Annotated in this window: 22 protein-coding genes; 10 read left to right on the plus strand and 12 right to left on the minus strand. The window is 61.6% G+C overall.

Translation table 11 applies throughout. From position 1 onward, the window contains the following. Window positions 1–39: 39 nt before the first annotated feature. Window positions 40–936 (minus strand): site-specific tyrosine recombinase XerD, encoded by an 897-nt coding sequence (gene xerD, locus CKW25_RS03090; RefSeq protein ID WP_095077588.1) that lies wholly within the window; start codon window positions 934–936, stop codon window positions 40–42. A 106-nt stretch (window positions 937–1,042) separates the two neighbouring features. On the opposite strand from xerD, the gene CKW25_RS03095 reads away from it, so the two are divergent. Further along, entirely contained in the window at window positions 1,043–2,851 is a 1,809-nt protein-coding gene (locus CKW25_RS03095) for a sodium:proton antiporter (protein ID WP_095077590.1), read from the plus strand. Window positions 2,852–2,873: 22 nt separating this feature from the next. Here the strand turns inward: CKW25_RS03095 and CKW25_RS03100 are convergent, their stop codons facing one another. From CKW25_RS03100 to ffh, 6 genes are all read right to left on the minus strand, one after another. Next, window positions 2,874–3,287 (minus strand): acyl-CoA thioesterase, encoded by a 414-nt coding sequence (locus tag CKW25_RS03100; RefSeq protein WP_095077592.1) that lies wholly within the window; start codon window positions 3,285–3,287, stop codon window positions 2,874–2,876. Window positions 3,288–3,378: 91 nt separating this feature from the next. Beyond that, a complete protein-coding gene (gene rplS / locus CKW25_RS03105) occupies window positions 3,379–3,729 on the minus strand; it encodes a 50S ribosomal protein L19 (protein ID WP_003175895.1) in 351 nt (116 codons plus the stop codon). A gap of 45 nt (window positions 3,730–3,774) precedes the next feature. After that, the gene (gene trmD / locus CKW25_RS03110) at window positions 3,775–4,527 is read right to left on the minus strand and encodes a tRNA (guanosine(37)-N1)-methyltransferase TrmD (protein ID WP_095077919.1); all 753 of its coding nucleotides are present in this window, start codon (window positions 4,525–4,527) and stop codon (window positions 3,775–3,777) included. Window positions 4,528–4,529: 2 nt separating this feature from the next. Next, window positions 4,530–5,069: a ribosome maturation factor RimM gene (rimM, locus tag CKW25_RS03115; protein WP_095077594.1), complete on the minus strand. Its 540-nt coding sequence runs from the start codon at window positions 5,067–5,069 to the stop codon at window positions 4,530–4,532. Window positions 5,070–5,074: 5 nt separating this feature from the next. After that, complete coding sequence (gene rpsP, locus CKW25_RS03120; protein ID WP_003185073.1) at window positions 5,075–5,326, minus strand: 30S ribosomal protein S16; 252 nt, start codon at window positions 5,324–5,326, stop codon at window positions 5,075–5,077. A gap of 249 nt (window positions 5,327–5,575) precedes the next feature. Then, window positions 5,576–6,952 carry a signal recognition particle protein gene (gene ffh, locus CKW25_RS03125; protein ID WP_095077596.1) on the minus strand — a complete coding sequence of 459 codons (1,377 nt, stop codon included), beginning with the start codon at window positions 6,950–6,952 and terminating at the stop codon, window positions 5,576–5,578. A 208-nt stretch (window positions 6,953–7,160) separates the two neighbouring features. Here ffh and CKW25_RS03130 point away from each other — a divergent pair, with 208 nt between their 5' ends. The 3 genes from CKW25_RS03130 to CKW25_RS03140 all read left to right on the plus strand — a co-directional run bounded on the left by CKW25_RS03130 (window position 7,161) and on the right by CKW25_RS03140 (window position 10,935). After that, window positions 7,161–7,973: an inner membrane protein YpjD gene (locus tag CKW25_RS03130; RefSeq protein WP_095077598.1), complete on the plus strand. Its 813-nt coding sequence runs from the start codon at window positions 7,161–7,163 to the stop codon at window positions 7,971–7,973. Window positions 7,974–7,985: 12 nt separating this feature from the next. Beyond that, window positions 7,986–9,227: a transporter associated domain-containing protein gene (locus tag CKW25_RS03135; protein ID WP_095077600.1), complete on the plus strand. Its 1,242-nt coding sequence runs from the start codon at window positions 7,986–7,988 to the stop codon at window positions 9,225–9,227. A gap of 391 nt (window positions 9,228–9,618) precedes the next feature. Further along, window positions 9,619–10,935, plus strand: coding sequence for an MFS transporter (locus tag CKW25_RS03140; RefSeq protein WP_095077601.1), 1,317 nt, complete (start codon window positions 9,619–9,621; stop codon window positions 10,933–10,935). 114 nt (window positions 10,936–11,049) lie between these two features. Here CKW25_RS03140 and purT read toward each other — a convergent pair whose 3' ends face one another. The 5 genes from purT to CKW25_RS03165 form a co-directional block, all read right to left on the minus strand. Next, complete coding sequence (gene purT, locus CKW25_RS03145) at window positions 11,050–12,231, minus strand: formate-dependent phosphoribosylglycinamide formyltransferase (protein WP_095077602.1); 1,182 nt, start codon at window positions 12,229–12,231, stop codon at window positions 11,050–11,052. Between the two features lie 118 nt (window positions 12,232–12,349). Beyond that, window positions 12,350–12,817 (minus strand): preQ0 transporter, encoded by a 468-nt coding sequence (locus tag CKW25_RS03150; RefSeq protein WP_095077603.1) that lies wholly within the window; start codon window positions 12,815–12,817, stop codon window positions 12,350–12,352. A 109-nt stretch (window positions 12,818–12,926) separates the two neighbouring features. After that, window positions 12,927–13,142: a DUF1289 domain-containing protein gene (locus CKW25_RS03155; protein ID WP_095077604.1), complete on the minus strand. Its 216-nt coding sequence runs from the start codon at window positions 13,140–13,142 to the stop codon at window positions 12,927–12,929. Continuing rightward, window positions 13,139–13,663 carry a gamma carbonic anhydrase family protein gene (locus tag CKW25_RS03160; RefSeq protein ID WP_095077605.1) on the minus strand — a complete coding sequence of 175 codons (525 nt, stop codon included), beginning with the start codon at window positions 13,661–13,663 and terminating at the stop codon, window positions 13,139–13,141. Before CKW25_RS03160 ends, CKW25_RS03155 begins: the two co-directional genes overlap by 4 nt. Before the next feature lie 70 nt (window positions 13,664–13,733). After that, window positions 13,734–14,333 carry a CoA pyrophosphatase gene (locus CKW25_RS03165; protein WP_095077606.1) on the minus strand — a complete coding sequence of 200 codons (600 nt, stop codon included), beginning with the start codon at window positions 14,331–14,333 and terminating at the stop codon, window positions 13,734–13,736. Between the two features lie 148 nt (window positions 14,334–14,481). Between CKW25_RS03165 and CKW25_RS03170 the strand changes: the two genes are divergently transcribed. From CKW25_RS03170 to ptsP, 6 genes are all read left to right on the plus strand, one after another. Further along, the gene (locus CKW25_RS03170) at window positions 14,482–15,033 is read left to right on the plus strand and encodes an NUDIX hydrolase (RefSeq protein WP_095077607.1); all 552 of its coding nucleotides are present in this window, start codon (window positions 14,482–14,484) and stop codon (window positions 15,031–15,033) included. A gap of 40 nt (window positions 15,034–15,073) precedes the next feature. After that, entirely contained in the window at window positions 15,074–15,577 is a 504-nt protein-coding gene (locus tag CKW25_RS03175; protein WP_095077608.1) for a murein L,D-transpeptidase family protein, read from the plus strand. A gap of 413 nt (window positions 15,578–15,990) precedes the next feature. After that, window positions 15,991–16,722 carry a GntR family transcriptional regulator gene (locus CKW25_RS03180; RefSeq protein ID WP_095077609.1) on the plus strand — a complete coding sequence of 244 codons (732 nt, stop codon included), beginning with the start codon at window positions 15,991–15,993 and terminating at the stop codon, window positions 16,720–16,722. A 32-nt stretch (window positions 16,723–16,754) separates the two neighbouring features. After that, window positions 16,755–17,861, plus strand: a complete 1,107-nt coding sequence (gene nagA / locus CKW25_RS03185) for an N-acetylglucosamine-6-phosphate deacetylase (protein WP_095077610.1) — start codon at window positions 16,755–16,757, stop codon at window positions 17,859–17,861. Further along, on the plus strand, window positions 17,854–18,864 hold the full coding sequence (locus CKW25_RS03190; protein ID WP_371854644.1) for an SIS domain-containing protein: 1,011 nt from the start codon (window positions 17,854–17,856) through the stop codon (window positions 18,862–18,864). Before nagA ends, CKW25_RS03190 begins: the two co-directional genes overlap by 8 nt. 24 nt (window positions 18,865–18,888) lie before the next feature. Beyond that, window positions 18,889–21,402, plus strand: coding sequence for a phosphoenolpyruvate--protein phosphotransferase (ptsP, locus tag CKW25_RS03195; protein WP_095077612.1), 2,514 nt, complete (start codon window positions 18,889–18,891; stop codon window positions 21,400–21,402). Window positions 21,403–21,421: the final 19 nt, after the last annotated feature.

Below are 21,421 nucleotides of genomic sequence, written 5' to 3' on the forward strand. Positions count from 1 at the left end.
CCTCGCCACAAAGGTCACAGTTTATCCATAAGGGATTTGCTAACCGCGCGGGTGGTGCCTGGCATGCAGATCCTGCAGGCGTGCCCGTGCAACATGGGTATAAATCTGCGTGGTCGACAGGTCGCTGTGGCCAAGCAACATCTGCACCACCCGCAGGTCGGCGCCGTGGTTGAGCAAATGGGTGGCAAAGGCATGGCGCAACGTATGGGGCGACAGGGATTTGCCGATGCCGGCAACCTGGGCCTGGTGCTTGATGCGATGCCAGAACGTCTGCCGGGTCATCTGCTCACCGCGAATACTGGGAAACAGCACATCACTGGGACGCCCGCCAAGCATTTCGCCACGACCATCGCGCAAGTACCGTTCGACCCAGACTATCGCTTCCTCCCCCATCGGCACCAGGCGCTCCTTGCTGCCCTTGCCCATCACCCGCAGCACGCCCTGGCGCAGGTTGACCTGCTCCAGCGTCAGGCTGACCAACTCGGTGACGCGCAAGCCACAGGCATACAGGACCTCCAGCATGGCGCGGTCGCGCTGACCGATCGCTTCGCTCAAGTCAGGTGCCGCCAGCAAGGCCTCCACATCGGCTTCGGACAACGACTTGGGCAGTGGCCTGCCTAGCTGTGGCATGTCGACCTGTAATGTCGGATCCACCACGATCAGCTTTTCGCGCAACAGATAACGATAGAATCCACGCACTCCGGAAAGAAATCGAGCCGTGGACCGGGGTTTGTAGTGCTGTTCGAGGCGCCAGGCCAGGTGATCGAGAATCAACTCGCGACCCGCGTTGGGTAGCTCGATCCCCCGCTCCTGAAGCCAGCCGTTGAACAGCGACAAATCACTGCGATAGGCATCCCGGGTGTTATCGGAAAGTCCCTTTTCCAACCACAAGGCGTCGAGGAACTGGTCAATCAATGGGTGTTCGATGGCGGGCATGGGTACTCAAGACACGCAGGCCAGGGCTGCGCGCAAAAAAGAATGAACGATAAAAAACCACCGCTAGTCTTTCATAGCCGGTGAACTCAAGGAACAGGGAGCATCAATGAACGAGCAGCAAATTCTATTGGCTTTCGGTGGCATCGGCGCGGCGGCGCTAGGCTGCCAATGGCTGGCCTGGCGCCTGAAACTGCCGGCCATCCTGTTTCTGCTGCTCAGTGGCATTCTGGCAGGTCCGGTGTTGGGCTGGCTGGATCCGCAGGAGTTGTTCGGTCCCTTGCTGATGCCGCTAGTCTCACTGGCGGTGGCGCTGATTCTGTTCGAAGGCAGCCTGACACTGCATCTGTCGCAGTGGCGTGAAATCGGCAGTGTCGTGCACCGCCTGGTGACCCTTGGCGCACTGTCGACCTGGGTCGTGATCGCCGTCGCCACCCACTGGCTGCTGGATTTCGACTGGCTGCTGGCCATCCTGTTCGGCAGCCTGACCCTGGTCACCGGCCCCACCGTGATCGTGCCGATGCTGCGCGTGGTGCGCCCCAACGCCTCGATTGCCAACATCCTGCGCTGGGAGGGCATTGTCATCGACCCGATTGGCGCACTGCTCGCCGTGGTGGTCTACAGCTTCATCATCGCCAGCGGTGCAGGCCAAGGCTTCCAGCAAAGCCTGTTGACGTTCGGCGGAGTCATTCTATGTGGCAGCCTGTTCGGGATCGCCGGTGGCTGGGCGCTGGGCACCGTCATCCGTCGGCAATGGTTGCCGGAATACCTGCACAACCTGGCGGCGCTCGCGGCGGTACTGGGGATATTCATTGCCGCAAATGAAACAATGAATGAGTCAGGCTTGCTGGCGGTCACCCTGATGGGCATGTGGCTGGCCAACATGAAGGGTGTGGACGTGCGACATATCCTGCACTTCAAGGAAAACCTCAGCGTCCTGCTGATTTCAGGCCTGTTCATCCTGCTGGCGGCGCGCCTGGACCTATACGCGATGATCGCCCTCGGGCCGTTCGTGCTGATCCTGCTGCTGGTGATTCAGTTTATCGCCCGACCATTGAACGTCGTGCTATCGACCTTTGGCTCAAACCTGAACTGGCGCGAGCGCGCCCTGCTGGCCTGGATTGCCCCTCGAGGGATTGTCGCGGCGGCCGTGTCGGCGATCTTTGCCATCCGCCTGCATGAAGCCGGTCATCAAGGGGCCCTGCTGCTGGTTCCCCTGACCTTTGCCGTGATCATTGGCACGGTGGTGTTGCAAAGTGCCACTGCGCGCCCGCTCGCTCGGTTGCTGAAAGTCGCCGAGCCTGCACCGAGTGGCTTCCTGATCGTGGGTGCCAACAGTCCTTCGCGCACCCTCGGCAAAGCCTTGCAACAACTGGGGTGTCGCGTGCTGCTGACCGACTCGAGCTGGGAAAACATTCGCGCGGCACGCATGGAAGGTTTGCCGACTTACTTCGGTAACCCGGCCTCGCAACACGCGGATGCCCACCTGGACCTGGTCGGCCTCGGTCATCTGCTGGCGCTGTCCCCCTCGGGGGAACTGAACACGCTGGCGTCCATGCGTTTTCGCCATGAGTTCGGCCATCAGCGCATGTTCTCCCTGGCCAGCGGCCAGGAAAGCCGGCGCACCGACAAGCACCGGGCCAGTCACGAACATCGCGGGCAACTGCTGGGCAGCCAGGTACTGACCTACACCAAGCTGGCCAGCCTGCTCGGCCAGGGCGCCGAACTCTACACCACCCAACTGACAGACGGCTTTGGCTGGGCGGACTACCAGGCGCTGCATGGCGATCGCGCCACACTGCTGTTCGCCCGCGACACCGCTGGCTGGGTGCATGTGGTGACACCCGACAGCCTGCTGAAACCGGCAGCCGGCTGGACACTGGTGGCCTTGATCCAACCCGAGACCAGCAACGCCTGACCGATTCCCCCGTAGTTTCGGGTCAGGCCGCAAATCCGGGCAATACAGGCACCGGGCGCTTGTCCTCATCGATCGCGACAAAGCTGAACTGGCCATGGATGGCCTTTTCCCGACCGTCGCAACTCATGCTCTCGACAAACACCTCGACCTCGACCTTGAGGCTGGTGTTGCCGACCTTGATCACTCGCCCCACCAACTCGACGATGGAACCGGCCGCAATCGCATGATTGAAGTCGATGCGATCGGTGGATACGGTCACCAGTGGCAGCCGGCAGAAGCGGGTGGCGGCGATGAACGAGACTTCGTCCATCCAGGCCAGTGCCGTGCCGCCGAACAGGGTGTTGTGGTGGTTGGTGGTCGACGGAAAGACGGCTTTGGTGACGCGGGTTACCGAGAGTTCGGTGCGACGTTCGATTTCTAGTTCACGGGGAGTCATGAGTCTGGCCTGGTACAGAGGTGCTGTGGATAAATTGCGGACAACAAAAAAGCAGCCCGTAGGCTGCTTTTTTCTGCATCGGAAGCTGGACTTAAGCCAGTTTTTCCTTGATGCGAGCTGCTTTACCCGACAGGTCGCGCAGGTAGTACAGCTTGGCTTTACGTACGTCACCGCGACGCTTGACAGCCATGCTGTCGATTTGCGGGCTGTAGGTCTGGAAAGTACGCTCTACGCCAACACCGTTGGAGATTTTACGAACGGTGAATGCACTGTTAACGCCGCGGTTACGCTTGGCGATTACAACGCCTTCGAACGCTTGCAGACGCGAACGGTCGCCTTCCTTCACTTTCACCTGAACGACAATGGTGTCGCCCGGGGCAAAGGTAGGGATCTCTTTGGTCATCTGCTCTGCTTCGAGTGCAAGGATGATTTTGTTAGTCATGCTGTGCTCCTAAGGTAAATCGTCGGATCTACCATCGATACGTTGTTAACTATCGTCCCGCTCGCGGATGTATTCCTCGAGCAGCTTCTTCTCTTCTCCAGAAAGCGAGCGGCTTTCCAGAAGATCGGCGCGTCGTTCAAAGGTCCTACCAAGGGACTGCTGTAAACGCCAACGCCGGATGTGCGCGTGATTGCCACTTAGCAACACGTCGGGAACACGCTGATCCACATACACCTCCGGTCGGGTGTAATGCGGGCAATCCAGCAGACCATCCGTAAAGGAATCTTCCTCGGCGGAGTCCGCATGCCCTAAAGCTCCAGGCAGCAGTCGCGTAACCGCGTCAATCAGGACCATCGCCGGCAGCTCACCGCCAGACAGTACATAGTCACCAATCGACCACTCTTCATCGACATGAGCTTCAATAAACCGCTCGTCAATGCCTTCATAGCGGCCGGCAATCAGGATTAATGCTTCCTCATTCGCCAACCCGCGTACCGCCGACTGAGTCAGTTGACGGCCTTGGGGCGACAGGTAAATTACCTTCGCCGCCTCCCCGGCTGCTGCCTTGGCCTGAACCAGAGCATCTTCCAGGGGCTTGATCTTCATCACCATGCCCGGGCCACCGCCAAATGGGCGATCGTCCACGGTGTGATGTCGATCCGTTGTGTAGTCTCGCGGATTCCAACAGGTCAGCTGCAAGAGCCCCTGTTTCACCGCACGACTGGTGATGCCGTAGTCGCTGATGGCGGAAAACATCTCGGGAAACAGACTGATCACTTCGACGCGCAAGTTAGCCACGTCTAGAAGTCCGCGTCCCAATCCACCTTCATCTCGCCCGCCGCCAGGTCGACAGCCAACACGCATTGCTCCGTATAGGGCAACAGGCGTTCGCGATCATCCAGGCTGCCAGCGCAAGGCTTGACCACCATGACATCGTTCGAGCCAGTCTCCAGCAGGTGATCGATTTTCCCGAGCAATTGCCCAAGGTGGTCGATGACCTTCAGACCTTCCAGCTGGTACCAGTAGTACTCGCCGTCGGTCAGATCAGGAAACAGGTTACGCGGCACGCAGATTTCAAAACCGGCCAGAAGACGAGCTTCTTCACGGTCATCGAGACCTTTGAGCTTTGTGACCAGGAACTTGCCGTTTTGTACACGGCCGCTGACCAGCTCTACCTGCCGTACATCGCCTTCGCGCCGCAGCGTCCAGGTCTTGTAGTCCAACAGGTTTCCAATCGGATCAGTAAAGGAAAAGACCTTCACTTCGCCGCGAACGCCATGTATTGAGTAAATCTTGCCGATAACGATCAAATCATCAGCAATGGCTGGCGTCGCGTTCATATTGCTCAGGCCGCAGCCTTAGCAGATTCCTTCAACAACTGAGCAACACGCTCAGAAGGTTGTGCACCAACGCTCAGCCAGTAGGCTACGCGCTCTTGGTTCACGGACAGACGGATTTCCTGACCACGAGCAACAGGGTTGAAGAAACCAACCTGTTCTTTGTGCGAACCGTCGCGCGGGTTGCGGCTGTCGGTTACGGTCAAGTGGTAGAACGGGCGCTTTTTGGAGCCGCCAAGGGCAAGACGGATTGTTAGCATGTGAACATAGTTCCTGTAGTCGGTGCTGCAAATCTAAATGCACAGCGGGCATAGGTGCCCGAAAGGCCGCATATTCTAAGGAATATCCGGACTTTTGCAAATGACTTTTTCCGGCACCTATAGGCATGCCATCCAGATTTGCGATAGAGCCGTTGCGAACAACGGCGAGTCAGCGCCCGCCAAGGCGGGCCACTGCTGGTCCCACGTCCGTGTGGGGACCGCGCCGACAGGTATGCCGACGCGAATTCTTTACATCTTGGGCATGCCGCCGCCGGGCAACATTCCGCCCATGCCGCGCATCATTTTGGCCATTCCGCCCTTGGCGGAGAATTTCTTCATCATCTTCTGCATCTGCTTGTGCTGCTTGATCAAGCGACCGATGTCCTGCACCTGGGTGCCCGAACCCATGGCGATCCGGCGCTTGCGCGAACCGCTGATCAGCTCAGGGTCGCGGCGCTCGGCCGGGGTCATGGAGTTGATGATGGCTTCCATCTGCTTGAACTGCTTCTCTGCCGCGCCCTGGGCATTGCCCATTTGCGCCAGGTTCACACCGCCGATGTTCGGCAGCTTGTCCATGAGACCGCCAAGGCCGCCCATGTTCTTCATCTGTTGCAGCTGATCGCGGAAGTCTTCGAGGTCGAAGCCCTTCCCCTTCTTTAATTTCTTGGCAAGCTTGTCGGCCTTGTCCTTGTCGAGGGTCTGCTCGGCCTGTTCGATCAGGCTGAGCACGTCGCCCATGCCCAGGATGCGCGAAGCAATACGCTCGGGGTGGAAGGGCTCGAGCGCTTCGGTCTTCTCGCCCATACCGATGAACTTGATCGGCTTGCCGGTGATCGCACGCACCGACAGCGCGGCACCGCCACGGGCATCACCGTCGACCTTGGTCAGGATCACACCGGTCAGCGGCAGCGCCTCACCGAAGGCCTTGGCCGTGTTGGCCGCGTCCTGACCGGTCATGGCGTCGACCACGAACAGGGTCTCGACCGGATTGATCGCGGCATGCAGGGCCTTGATCTCGCCCATCATCTCTTCGTCGATGTGCAGGCGACCGGCGGTATCGACGATGACCACGTCGATGAACTTCAACTTCGCTTCTTTAATAGCCGCTTCAGCGATGTCGACCGGCTTCTGGCTCAGGTCGGACGGGAAGAAGGTGACGCCGATGTCGTTGGCCAGGGTTTCCAGCTGTTTGATCGCCGCGGGACGGTAAACGTCCGCGGACACCACCATCACCGACTTCTTCTTGCGCTCCTTAAGGAAGCGCGCGAGCTTGCCAGCGGTCGTGGTTTTACCGGCACCCTGCAGACCCGCCATCAAGATGACGGCCGGTGGCACGGCGCTCAGGTTCAAGTCTTCGTTGGCCGCGCCCATCAGGCTTTCGAGTTCGGCCTGGACGATCTTCACGAAGGCCTGGCCTGGCGTCAGGCTGCGCGACACCTCGGTGCCGACAGCGCGCTCCTTGACCGAGTTGACGAAGTCTTTGACCACCGGCAAGGCGACGTCGGCTTCGAGCAACGCCATGCGCACTTCGCGCAGGGTGTCTTTGATATTGTCCTCGGTCAGCTTGGCCTTGCCGGTGACATGGCGCAGCGTCTGCGAGAGACGGTCGGTTAAGTTTTCAAACATGCGCGATCCTTTCAGGCCCTATGGAGACCGAGGTAATGGCGGCCCAGACCGTGAAAAACATGTGCTCGGCGAGCCTGCGGCGTGGGCAGGTCGCGGATTATAGCGAAGACTGCGTCTGGCGCACACCCGCCGTCTGGTTGTGCGGTCTTTCATGCGACAAGGGTTGTATGCCAAACTCATTCTCTTTCGGGCTTGCCTAACAGGATTTATGCTCCCCTTGTCACCCAGTTTGCTCACGACCCTCGCCGCCGCCTGCTTGTACGCCGCTGCGACCCTCTACCAAGGCTCTCGCCTGGCCCTCGGCGCCAAGGCGAACAAACGCCTGCTGGTCACGCTCGGCGTCCTCGCCGTCCTGACCCACAGCGCGAGCCTGTTCACCCACCTGATGACGCCGATCGGCCTGGGCCTGGACTTTTTCAGCGCCGCCAGCCTGATTGCCGCCGCCGTGATCGCCCTGACACTGCTGGCCTGTTCGCGCATCCCCGTGGAAAACCTGCTGTTGCTGCTGTTCCCGCTAGGGGTGGCCACGGTGCTGCTGGCGCAATTCGCGCCGTCGGGCACCGTGCAGGTAATCGACGAGGCGCCGGGGATTCTCGCGCATATCCTGCTGTCGATCCTGGCCTACGGCATGTTCACCATTGCGGTGTTCCAGGCCCTGCTGCTACTGGTGCAAGACCACCAGCTCAAACACAAGCACCCGTCCGGCCTGATCAGGAACTTCCCACCACTGCAAACCATGGAAAGCCTGTTGTTCGGCTTCCTCTGGGCCGGCTGGACCCTGCTGTCGCTGTCGCTGATCTCCGGCTGGTTGTTCGTCGACAACCTGTTCGCCCAGCACCTGGTACACAAAACCCTGCTGGCCTGCCTGGCCTGGATTGTATTCAGCGTGCTGCTGTGGGGCCGTACTCGCCTGGGCTGGCGCGGCCACAAGGCCATTCGCTGGACCCTCGCCGGATTCTGCCTGCTGATGCTGGCCTACTTCGGCAGCAAGCTGGTCCGCGAATTCATCCTGCACATCTGACGGGCATTCGTTATGGATAACCTGCCCATAGGGCCATTGCTCGCCGTGCTGGCCCTGCTGATCCTCTGGTCGGGCCTGTTCACCGCCATCGAGGCCGCGCACCAGTACCTGCAGGCCCAGCGCATCGCCTCACGCTCAAGCGACAAGCCGGTCGCCAGACTCCGCTTCCCGCTCAGCAGCCTGCTGCTGTGCAATACCCTGTGTCGCTCGCTGGTCGTGGTCATCAGCACCTTGCTGGCCGTGTTCGGCTGGGCAGACAACGGCCCGTGGCTGGCCTGCCTGAGTGCCACCGCGGCCTTGCTGGTGTTCGCCGACTACCTGCCGCGCACCCTCGCCAGCCGCTACCCGGACACCGTGCTGATGCTGGGTAACACCTTGCTGGCCACGCCCCTGAAAATCATCTACCCGATCGCCTGGGCGCTCAGTGGTATCAGCCTGTTGCTGCTCAAGCCCTTCGCCCGCAAGGCCAAGGTTGTCCAGCAAAGCGATGAAGAACCGGCCGCACCGCAGAACAGTGATGGCGAGCAGGAGCACCCGGCATGCCGTCCGCACGCGCTGGCCGGCATTCATGCGCTGGACAACATTACGGTCAATGACATTCTGGTGCCCCGCAGCGAAGTCGACGGCATCAACCTGGACGACCCGATCGAAGCGATCATCGAACAGTTGCGCGCCAACAAACGCACGCGCCTGCCGGTGTTTCACAGTGACATCAACCAGGTCGAGGCGGTGCTCAATACCCGGCAGATCCGTCATTTGCTGGCCGACGCCTGCCTGACCAAGGACGCCTTGCTGGCGGCCTGCCACGAACCTTACTTCGTTCCGGAAAGCACGCCGCTGCAACTGCAACTGCTGAACTTCCACAAACAGCAGCGCCGCCTGGGCATGGTGGTCGACGAATACGGTGAAGTGGAAGGTATTGTCACCCTGGAAGACATTCTCGAAGAAATCGTCGGTGAATTCGAAAGCCAGCACAGCCTCGACAACCCACACATTCACCCCCAGGCCGATGGCCGGCTGGTGATCGACGGCGCAGCTTCCATCCGCGAGCTCAACAAGAGCCTGGGCTGGCACCTGCCGAGCGACGGCCCGAAAACCCTGAATGGCCTGGTGACCGAGGCGCTGGAAAGTATCCCGGACTGCCCTGTGTGCCTGAAAATCGGCCGCTATCGCCTGGAAATCCTCGAAACCGAAGACAACCGTGTGAGCAAGGTACTGATCTGGCTGACGTCATCGGTGCCAACAACACGTTGACCCCCTGTGGTGAGGGAGCTTGCTCCCGCTCGGGTGCGAAGCGCCCGCCATACCGTTGAAGGCGTTTCGTCAGAATGATCACGGTGTCCGGGTTTGGGGTTACTGCGCAACCCAGCGGGAGCAAGCTCCCTCGCCACGAATTTCAGCGCAGCAGCTGAGCCCCCTTGTTGAATCGTTAGCCTCCTTCCTATAATCGAAACGCTTACCCAAGCCCCGCCCCGGACCGTGCTACCCGCACTCAACGTCCGGCGGCCCGTCCATCGGCACCACCTCGCAACCTTCCGGCGAACGCTCCTACCTTGAGCCCCCGCCGCGCGCCAACCCACATCCCTGGGTGTTTCAACCACAATAATTCGCTCCAACGGAGCACATGACTGTCAGGGATTACTGCATGACGACCAGCACGACTTACAGCGAAACCGCACCCGCCCAACCGACGAACTCCGCCACCCGCGTGGCCACGGCCAGCTTCATCGGGACCGCCATCGAGTTCTACGACTTCTACGTGTACGCCACGGCGGCGGCCCTGGTGATCGGCCCGGTGTTCTTTCCGCAGACTTCCGGCACCGCCCAGATGCTCTCGGCCTTCCTGACCTTCGGCATCGCCTTCCTGGCCCGCCCCCTGGGCTCTGCACTGTTCGGCCACTTCGGTGACCGTATCGGGCGCAAATCCACCCTGGTGGCCTCGCTGCTGCTGATGGGCGTCTGCACCACGCTGATCGGCGTGCTGCCCGGTTACGACAGCATTGGCGCCTGGGCGCCGATCCTGCTGTGTGTGCTGCGCTTCGGGCAAGGCCTGGGGCTGGGCGGTGAATGGGGCGGCGCGGCCTTGCTGGCTACCGAAAACGCCCCCAAGGGCAAGCGCGCCTGGTTCGGCATGTTCCCGCAACTGGGTCCGTCGATCGGTTTTCTCGCCGCCAACGGCCTGTTCCTGACCCTGGCCCTGACCCTGGACGACGAACAGTTCCGTTCCTGGGGCTGGCGCATTCCGTTCCTGCTGAGCGCCGCACTGGTGATGGTGGGCCTGTATGTACGCCTGAAACTGCACGAAACCCCGGTGTTCGCCAATGCGGTTGCGCGCCAGGAGCGAGTGAAGATCCCACTGGTCGAATTGTTCAGCCAGTATTGGGCACCGACCCTGCTGGGCGCGGCGGCGATGGTGGTCTGTTACGCGCTGTTCTACATCTCCACCGTATTCTCCCTGAGCTACGGTGTGTCGACCCTGGGCTACAGCCGCGAAACCTTCCTCGGCCTGCTGTGCTTTGCCGTGCTGTTCATGGCCGCAGCCACGCCTTTGTCAGCCTGGGCCAGCGACCGCTTCGGACGTAAACCGGTGTTGATCATCGGCGGCGTGCTGGCCGTGCTCTCGGGCTTCACCATGGAACCCCTGCTGACCCACGGCACGACCTGGGGCGTAGCCCTGTTCCTGTGCATCGAGCTGTTTCTGATGGGTGTGACCTTCGCCCCGATGGGCGCGCTGCTGCCCGAGCTGTTTCCAACCCACGTGCGGTATACCGGCGCGTCAGCGGCCTACAACCTGGGCGGTATCGTGGGTGCCTCGGCAGCCCCGTTCTTCGCGCAGAAGCTAGTGGCGATGGGCGGCTTGAGCTGGGTGGGCGGCTATGTGTCTGCGGCAGCGGTGCTCAGCCTGATTGCTGTGCTGTGCCTGAAGGAAACGCGCAATAACGACCTGAATCAGGTTGCCTAAAGTAAAAGCTTCGCGAGCAAGCCCGCTCCCACATTAGTTTTGCGCCGATCACAAAATGTGAAACGACACAGATCAAGTGTGGGAGCGGGCTTGCTCGCGAATGTCGCGACGCGGTTACAGCTCTACGACAACTGCCTGGGACGCACGGGTCGCCTTGGCGCGAGCGGCCTCGATCGACTCGTCGCGCGCCAGGGCCACGCCCATGCGGCGCTGTCCATTGACTTCAGGCTTGCCAAACAGGCGCAACGCGGTGTCCGGCTCGGCCAGGGCGGCGCCCAGATTGGCAAACGCGGTCTGGGTCGACTGCCCTTCCACCAGAATCACCGCCGAGGCCGACGGGCCAAACTGACGGATCAACGGGATCGGCAACCCGAGAATCGCCCGGGCATGCAGGGCGAACTGCGACAGGTCCTGAGAAATCAGGGTCACCAGGCCCGTGTCATGGGGACGCGGCGACACTTCGCTGAACCACACCTGATCACCCTTGATGAACAATTCCACGCCAAACAGGCCACGGCCACCCAGGGCTTCGGTCACGGCCTTGGCAACGCGCTCGGACTCCGCCAGAGCAATCGGGCTCATGGCCTGTGGCTGCCAGGATTCCTGGTAGTCACCCTTCTCCTGACGGTGGCCGACAGGCGCACAGAACGTGGTGCCGCCGACATGACGCACGGTGAGCAAGGTGATTTCGTAGTCGAAGTCGATAAAGCCCTCAATGATCACCCGGCCCTTGCCGGCACGACCGCCTTCCTGCGCGTAATCCCAGGCCTTCTGCACGTCATCGACGCTGCGCAACAGGCTCTGGCCCTTGCCGGAGGAGCTCATGACCGGCTTGACCACACAGGGGAAACCCAGGTCGTCGACGGCCTTGCGGTAGTCTTCGAAGGTATCGGCGAAGTGGTACGGCGATGTCGGCAGGTCCAGCTCTTCAGCGGCCAGGCGACGGATGCCTTCACGGTTCATGGTCAACTGGGCGGCGCGCGCCGTCGGGATGACCGTGAAGCCCTCGGCCTCCAGCTCGACCAGGGTGGCCGTGGCGATGGCTTCGATTTCCGGCACGATGAAGTGCGGTTTCTCGGCTTCGATCACTGCACGCAGCGCGGCACCGTCCAGCATGTTGATCACGTGGCTGCGATGAGCCACCTGCATGGCCGGGGCGTCGGCATAACGATCCACGGCAATCACTTCAACGCCCAGGCGTTGCAGCTCGATCACCACCTCCTTGCCCAACTCACCACAGCCACACAGCAAAACGCGGGTCGCGGTTGGCGACAATGGAGTTCCGATACGAGTCATCTGAAGGTCCTCAATGGAGCAGATCATCGAGGGATGCTGCGTGATTGGCCTGCGTGGCCCGCCGCGCGCTTCCCATAGGGAGAAAGCGCGACATTTTACATGAACCGCGGGCTTTGGCTCAGCTCGCCAGCGCGTTCTTGCGCAAACGCCAGGCCATGGCCAGCCAGACCACCGTCACACCGGCGAACTTCGACCCCAGGGCCGTGAGCATCACCCCCGGTGTCAGGGCGTCGATCATGCCGAAGAAAATAAAGGTATCCAGGGGAATGCTCAGCGCCGAACTTATCCACAACCGGTCATGCAGCGGTCGCTGGGTGATACTGAACACCAGCCAGTCGATGCATTCCGAAACGGCGAACGCCGTGGCGCTGGCCAGGGCAATTGACGGATCGGAGGTGATATAGGACAACGCCAGCGCCGCCAGCATGGCAATGATCGCCCCGTGGCCGAAGCGGATTTGCACCATATCGCGCAACACGAATACCAACCCGCCCCACGCCGACCAGATGATGTCCAGGTGCGGCGCGGTGGAAAAGGCGTAGTTGATCAGCACCACGCTGCTGATGTAGGCGATGAGAAAGAGCATGGGGCGCGGGGAATACCTGTCGAAATTGGCGCACAGGGTACTTCATCTTTGATGCACAGATAACCTGTGGCGAGGGAGCAAGCTCCCTCGCCACAAAAGCTCGCCAGGTTCAGGAACTGGATTTCGAAGGCAACATCCAGAGCAACCCACTCGATTTGGCCCGCTCATGGCACAACCCCAACACCCTGCGGCGCTCATCGTTGTCCATGCGGCTCCAGCGGGTAATTTCCTCCACCGTGCGCTGGCAGCCGGTGCAGATGTCCTGTTCGTCCAGCGCGCAGATACTCACGCAGGGCGATGGCACGGGGCGTTCGGCGGTAGTCATTGCTCCTGCTCGACCAGATCGCGGGCGTAACGCTGGGCATTGTGCACATAGTGCGCGGCGCTGGCTTCGAGCATTTTCTTCTGCTGTTCGGTCAGTTCGCGCACCACTTTGCCGGGCGAGCCCATGACCAGCGAACCGTCGGGAATTTCCTTGCCTTCACCAATCAGCGAATTGGCGCCGATGATGCAGTTCTTGCCGATTTTCGCGCCATTGAGGATCACCGCGTTAATCCCGATCAGGCTGTAATCGCCCACCGTACAGCCATGCAGCATGGCGTTATGGCCAATGGTCACACCAGTGCCGATAGTCAGCGGGTAACCCATGTCGGTGTGCATCACCGTGCCGTCCTGTACGTTGCTGTTCTTGCCGATCAGGATCAGCTCGTTGTCACCGCGCAACACCGCGTTGAACCAGACATTGGCCCCCTCTTCCAGCCTGACCTTGCCCACCAGCACGGCATTGGGTGCAACCCAGCTCTGTGGGTGGGTTTCGACGCGGGCGTCGCCCAGACGGTATTTCATTGGTGGTTATCCTCAAGGCTCGGGCAGGTTTTCACTTGCAAGACAGGTTCACGCCCTACGCGCGATGGCTTCAAATATTGATAAAGCTGTGGGGAGGTTGATGCAGGTTGATCTTCGCGTCATAGAGCAAATTGATCAACTCGACGACCATGATCGCCGTCAGCCCCCAGATCTTGTATTCACCGTAACGGTAACTGGGCACGTACCAACTGCGCCCCTGATAATCGATGCGGTGCGTATGCTCGCGGGGGTCCGTACGGAAAAATTCCAGCGGAACGCTGAACACAGCGGCAATTTCGGCATCGTTGGCGCGGTACTCGACGAAGTCGGGAATCACCCCGACGTAAGGCGTCACCTTGATACCGTGCAGGGAAATCAATGGGCTCAAGGGCCCGATCACCTCAACCAGGCCAGGCGGCAGGCCGATTTCTTCTTCGGCCTCGCGCAAGGCGGTAAACACCAGGTCGGGGTCTTCAGGGTCGCGGCGTCCACCGGGAAAGGCCACTTCACCGCCATGGGTCGAGAGCCCACTGGCGCGCAGGGTCAGGATCAGCTCAGGTTCGTCGCTGCGGGTAATCGGCACCAACACTGCGGCCTCGGGGAAACGCCGGTCGGTTTCCAGCGTACGTGGCGTATGGTTGATGACCCGCTGCAGTAGCTCGTCCAGCATGAGTGCTCTCGATCTGTTGGCTACCATGCATCATGCACCAAACGCACAGAGCGCCCAAGCCCTTGAACGGCGGCATGTCGCGAAACGACAACTTGCCGACAGACACCGCCGCACGCCAAGATAGGCGCAGCCTCCACGGAATCCCAGCATGAAATTCTGCAGCCAGTGCGGTAACCCGGTCACCCAACGCATTCCCGAAGGCGACTCCCGCCTGCGCTACGTCTGCGACCAGTGCCAGACCATTCACTACCAGAACCCGAACATTGTCGCCGGCTGCCTGCCGACCTGGGGTCGCCAGGTGCTGTTGTGCCGCCGCGCCATCGAACCGCGCCGCGGCTACTGGACCTTGCCCGCCGGATTCATGGAAAACGGCGAAACCGTGGAGCAGGCTGCCATCCGGGAAACGTTCGAAGAGGCCTGCGCCCGTGTGCGTCACCTGAAGATCTATACGCTGATCGATGTGCCACACATCAGTCAGGTGCATGTATTCTTCCGCGCAGAACTTGCGGACCTGGACTTCGCCGCCGGCCAGGAAAGCCTGGAAGTGCAGCTTTTCGAAGAAGCAGACATCCCTTGGTCCGAGCTGGCTTTCCGCACCGTGGGCCGTACTCTAGAATGCTTCTTCGCTGACCGCCGGACAGGGGAATTTCCGGTGCGCTGCGAATCCATTCCTCCGCTTGCTCAGCCTGCGATCACTTAAACAACAAAAAGTACACCGTACTTTCAGGGATATCGTGTCAATGCGCTGGTTGCTCGCGTTCTTCTGTCTGTCGCTCGTCGCTGTTTCCCAGGCCTCCACCCTGGAAACCCTGGACGGCAAAATCATCGACAAAGTGTTGGTGCTCAAATCCGCCCATCAGTTGCAGCTGATCAATAACGGACAGACCATCAAAACCTACCGCATCTCCCTGGGCAGAAACCCCAGGGGCCAAAAGCTCATGGCTGGCGACCGCCGCACGCCCGAAGGCCTCTATTGGCTGGACTGGCGCAAGGTCAGCGACCGCTTCAACCTGGCCATGCACATCTCCTATCCGAACATCAGCGACGCCGCTCGCTCGCGCCGTGAAGGTGTGGACCCCGGTGGCATGATCATGATCCACGGCACCCCCGACACCGAAGACGATCCCGAGGATCTGTTCCACACCCTGGACTGGACTGACGGCTGCATTGCCATGCGCAACGTCGACATGCGCGAAGTCTGGGGCCTGGTGCCGGACGGCACGATGATCGAAATCCGCCCGTAACCCCCTCTTCCCCCCTGATCATTCCCATGCTCCGCGTGGGAATGCCTCTACGGACGCTCCGCGTTCGGCTGTTGATGTGGCGCAGAGCGTCGCGGACTGCATTCCCACGCAGGAGCGTGGAAACGATCTCCCCCGTCATCATTTATCAAAAATAATTCAAAAAAAATTCAGTCCGAACCAACAGCCCACCTGCAATACCACCTCCTTTCAAAAACACCGGCGCAGACCGTGATCTGATCCGTTGTCAGCGGCACCTCTAATACCACTTCAAACCAAACGCCACAGCGCCCTCCAGCGGAGCGAGCCTTGGCTCGTCCGGAGCGAATCTCTGGCGTTGACATGGTATTTAAGTGGTATTAGTTTTTCGCCATCACCGGGCGACAACACTCCAATATCCGCATCGGAAACCGCACATGAATCACATCCTGGCCCTGCGCCCTGACGACACCCAGCCCACCCCGCTGTACCTGCAACTGGCACGCAACCTGGAAGCCGCGATTCATGCCGGCCTATGGAAAGCCGAGCAGGCGCTGCCGTCGGAGCGCAATCTCAGTGAGACACTGAACATCTCCCGCGTGACCGCCCGCAAAGCCCTGGAAGTGCTGTTCGAACAAGGCCTGATCCGGCGCAGCCAAGGCTCAGGCACCTTCATCACGCCACGCCTGGAACAACCTTTGTCGCGGCTGTCCGGCTTCAGCGAAATGCTCCGCCTCAAGGGGTTCGTGCCCAGCTCGCAATGGCTGGAGCGGAAAATCACCCAGCCGACCCACGAAGAACTGATCCGCCTCGCCCTCTCCCCCTACGACAAAGTGGCGCGCCTCAAGCGCTTGCGCAAAGCCGACGACACCGTGATGGCCATCGAGATGAGCACCCTGCCCGCTTCGATCATTGCCCAGCCGCAAGCCATCGGCGATTCGCTGTATCAATACCTCGACAGTATCGGCAAGCCGGTGGTGCGCGCCCTGCAGCACATTCAGGCGATCAATGCCTCGGACGAGTTCGCCACCCTGGTGGGCATCGCACCTGGCACCGCCATGCTGCTGATGACCCGGGTCGGCTACCTGGAAGACAACACCCCGATCGAAGTCACCGACACCTATTGCCGCAACGACTACTACGACTTTGTAGCCGAACTGCGTCGCTAAAAAACGCGCCGTCAGCGCCTGAGAGCTGCCCTATGTCCGAAGACAACATCCTCACCGCCCAAGGCTGGATTCGCGGCCGGCTGATCCATGAGCACGGCCGGATCGTGCGCATCGAAGGCCAGCCCTGCGACCCGGCGGACAACGACTTGCCGTACCTGCTGCCGGGATTTATCGACCTGCACGTGCATGGAGGTGGGGGCCGGGACCTCATGGAAGGTATGCCTGCCTTCGAAACCATTACCCGCACCCATGTTCGCTTTGGCACCACGTCGCTGCTGGCCACGACCATGACCGCGCCGACCGAAGAGATCACTCGCGTTCTGGGGCAGGTCGGTGAATTCTGCGAACAGCGTCTCGAAGGCTGTGCCCGGGTCCTGGGCGTGCACCTCGAAGGGCCGTACATCAACCCCGGAAAACTGGGCGCCCAACCGAACTTCGCTCACACCGCGTTGCTGGCCGAGGTCGAGGCCTATCTGACACTGGCGCCGATCCGGGTGATCACCATTGCCCCGGAAATCGCCGGTCACGACAAACTGATCCGTGCCTTGAGCGACCGTGGCGTACGCATGCAGATCGGCCACACCCTGGGCAGTTACGAGGAAGGCGTCGCGGCACTTGAAGCCGGCGCCACCAGCTTCACTCACCTCTACAACGCCATGAGCCCGTTGCATCACCGCGAACCGGGGATCGTCGGCGCGGCACTGGCCCACGCCCAATACGCCGAATTGATTCCGGACCTGCTTCATGTGCATCCCGGGGCGATCCGCGTGGCCCTGCGCTCGATCCCGTGCCTGTATTGCGTCACCGACTCCAGCGCCGCCGCAGGCATGCCGGATGGCGAGTACAAGCTGGGCAGCCACACCGTGACCAAATGCCTGGGTGGCGTGCGCTTGCCCGACGGCACCCTGGCCGGCAGCACCCTGACCATGGATCAGGCCCTGCGCAACCTGGTGAAGATCGGCCTGCCACTGTGCGAAGCCTCGCAACGCCTTTCGCAATTTCCCGCCGACTACCTCGGCCTCCCTGAGCGCGGCCGCCTGCAACCCGGCGCCTGGGCCGACTGTGTACGCCTGGATCGCTCACTCACACTGACCGCCGTGATGGTCGAAGGAGAAGACATTGACTTCAAAAATGCTTGAAGAGGCCCTGTCCTCGTACAAGGCCGTCGAAAGCCAGTTGCAGCAACTCGATCCACAGATGATCGAGATCGCCGGGCGCCTGAACCGTCAGCCACCGCAAGTGGCGATGACCGTCGCCCGTGGCAGTTCCGATCATGCCGCAAGCTACTTCGCCTATCTGGCCATGCAGCATATAGGCGTGCCGGTGGCATCGCTGCCGATGTCGGTGGTCACCCTGCAGCAGGCGCCGCTGAAGGTCAGCGGCCAGGCGGTATTCGCATTCTCGCAGTCAGGGCAGAGTCCTGACCTGGTCAACAGCCTGCGCCTGCTGCGCAAGCGCGGCGCCTTGAGCATTGCCATGGTCAACGCCGAGAACTCGCCACTGGAGGCCGCGTGCGAGTTCAGCCTGCCTCTGTGTGCCGGTACTGAAAGCAGCGTGGCAGCGACCAAAAGCTTCATCGCCACCCTCACTGCCAGTGCACGCTTGATTGCCCACTGGAAGCATGACGCCGAGTTGCTGGAAGCCGGCCTCGCCCTGCCCCAGGGGCTGCGCGAAGCCGCAACCCAGGACTGGAGCCTGGCCGTCGATGTCCTGCGCGATTGCCAGCGGCTGATGGTGATCGGCCGTGGCGCCGGCTTTGCCATCGCCCAGGAAGCCGCCCTGAAACTCAAGGAAACCTCGGCGATCCAGGCCGAAGCCTTCAGCAGTGCCGAAGTGAAGCATGGCCCCATGGCCCTGATCGACAACCACTACCCGCTGCTGGTGTTCGCCCCCCGGGGTGCCGAACAGGCTGGCCTGTTGAGCCTGGCCGCCGAGATGCGCCAGCGCGGTGCCCATGTGTTGCTGGCGGCCCCCGATGACATCGGCGAACGCGACCTGACGCTGAGCCGCGCCGAACACCCGGCGCTGGACCCGATCCTGGCGATCCAGAGTTTCTACGTGATGGCCGCCGGCCTCGCGCAAGCCCGTGGCATGGACCCTGACCAGCCACGTCACTTGAGCAAAGTGACCCGCACCCACTAACACGCCTGAGTCGAGTAGCGAGCCATGCACAACAACAATAAAGAACTGACCCTCAGTGCCCCGCTCAGCGGTCCGGTGCTCACGCTGGCCAAGGTCCCGGACCCGGTGTTCGCCAGCCGCGCCATGGGCGACGGGATTGCCATCGACCCGCTCAACGATTGCCTGCATGCGCCCTGCGATGGCGTGGTCATTCAGGTAGCCCGCACCGGGCATGCACTGACTCTGCGGGCCGACAACGGTGCTGAAATCCTGCTGCACGTGGGCATCGATACGGTCGAGTTGAAGGGTGAAGGCTTTGCCCTGCTGGTCAAAGAGGGCGCGCGGGTCAGCAACGGCCAAGCGTTGGTGCGCTTTGACCTGGACCGCATCGCCCGCCAATGCAAAAGCCTGGTCAGCCTGATCATTCTCACCAACAGCGATCAGTTCGAACTGCAGCCGCTGGCGCAGCACTCGGTCACCCTGGGAGAGCCGCTGCTGTGCATCGTGGCGCGCCAGGTATCAACCCTTCCGCCGGTCCCCATCGAAGATGCCCATCGCGAAGCCAGCGCCAGCGTCCGCGTGACCCACCGCGGCGGCCTGCATGCGCGGCCCGCCGCACTGATTCGCAAGACCGCACAGGGTTTCAGCAGCCGGATCGAGTTGCACGTTGCCGGCAAGTCGGCGGCCTGCGACAGCCTGATCGGCCTGATGGGCCTGGGGATAGGCGAACAGGATGAGGTGCAGGTCACCTGTCGCGGCAAGGATTGCGAGGCAGCGCTGCAAGCCTTGCTCGCCGCACTATCGGTGGTTAGCCACGAGGAGGCCCCTGCCCCGGTAGCCGTCACCCCGCGTCGCGCGCCCGCCGAAGCCGGAGTGTTGCAAGGTGTCTGCGCCGCCCCCGGGCTGGTCTGCGGGCCATTGTTCCGGTTGAACGGGATTGAGTTGCCAGCGGACCCGCGCAATCACTCGGCTGACGAGCAACTGCAACAACTGGACGGCGCCCTGGAGCAGGTTCGCGGCGAAATTCGCCACACCCTGGATCACGCTCGTCAGCGCAAGGACCTGGAGGAAGAGGAAATCTTTGCCGCCCACCTGGCACTGCTGGAAGACCCGACCTTGCTCGAAAGCGCCACCCGTGACATCGAACAGGGCAGCGCCGCCACCCACGCTTGGCGTGATGCGATCCAGGCCCAATGCGCGGTATTGCTGGGGTTGGGCAAACCGTTGTTTGCCGAGCGCGCCAACGATCTGCGGGACTTGCAGCAGCGGGTATTGCGCGCGCTGCTGGGCGAGGCCTGGCATTTCGAGTTGCCGGCCGGCGCGATCGTCGTCGCCCATGAATTAACCCCCTCGGACCTGCTGCAATTGAGCGAACAAAACGCCGCTGGCATCTGCATGGCCGAAGGTGGCGCAACCTCCCATGTGGCGATTCTCGCCCGGGGCAAAGGCTTGCCGTGTGTGGTTGCGCTGGGCGGCGAGGTGCTGGAGGTGCCTCAAGGCCAGCGGGTGGTGCTGGACGCCGCCAACGGTCGCCTGGAGCTGACTCCCAACGAAGCACGCCACGCCGAAGTCCACCAGATCCGCGATGCGCAAAAGCTGCGACGCCAACAGCAACAAATCCAGGCACAAGCATCGGCGCAGACCCGCGATGGCGTTGGCATTGAAGTAGCGGCCAATGTCGCTTCCAGCCGCGAGGCGCAAGTCGCCTTTGAAAACGGCGCTGACGGCATTGGCCTATTGCGTACCGAATTCCTCTTCGTTGATCGTCGCACCGCGCCTGATGAACAAGAGCAACGCTTGGCCTATCAAGCCGTGCTGGATGCCATGGGCGACAAGCCAGTGATCATCCGCACCATCGACGTCGGCGGCGACAAGCAACTGGACTACCTGCCGCTGCCGGCGGAAGCCAACCCGGTGCTCGGCCTGCGGGGCATTCGCCTGGCCCAGGTGCGTCCGGAACTGCTGGACCAGCAACTGCGCGCCCTGCTGCAAGTCAGCCCGTTGGCACGCTGCCGGATCCTGCTGCCAATGGTCAGCGAAGTCGACGAGTTACTGCACATCCGCCAACGCCTGGATGAGCTGTGCGCCGAACTGGCGCTGACCCAGCGCCCGGAGCTGGGGGTGATGATCGAAGTGCCCGCCGCCGCGTTGATGGCCGAGCAGTTGGCCGAACATGCCGACTTCCTGTCCATCGGCACCAATGACCTGTCCCAGTACACCCTGGCCATGGACCGCGACCACGCCGGCCTTGCCGCACGGGTCGATGCCTTGCACCCGGCGCTGTTGCGGCTGATCGCCCAGACCTGCGCCGGCGCGGCAAAACATGGCCGTTGGGTCGGCGTGTGCGGCGCCTTGGCGTCCGACCCAACGGCCACCCCGGTACTGGTCGGCCTGGGCGTAAGCGAGCTGTCCGTCAGCCCGCCGCAAATCGCTGAAATCAAGGACCGCGTCCGTCACCTGGACGCGGCGCAATGCCGGCAACTGAGCCAGGGCCTGCTCAACCTGGGCAGCGCCAAGGCCGTTCGCCAAGCCTGTCAACACCACTGGCCGCTGAGCTGAAAACAACAAGAAAAATGGA

This window comes from Pseudomonas sp. Irchel s3h17 (assembly GCF_900187505.1).
Classification (GTDB): Bacteria; Pseudomonadota; Gammaproteobacteria; order Pseudomonadales; family Pseudomonadaceae; genus Aquipseudomonas.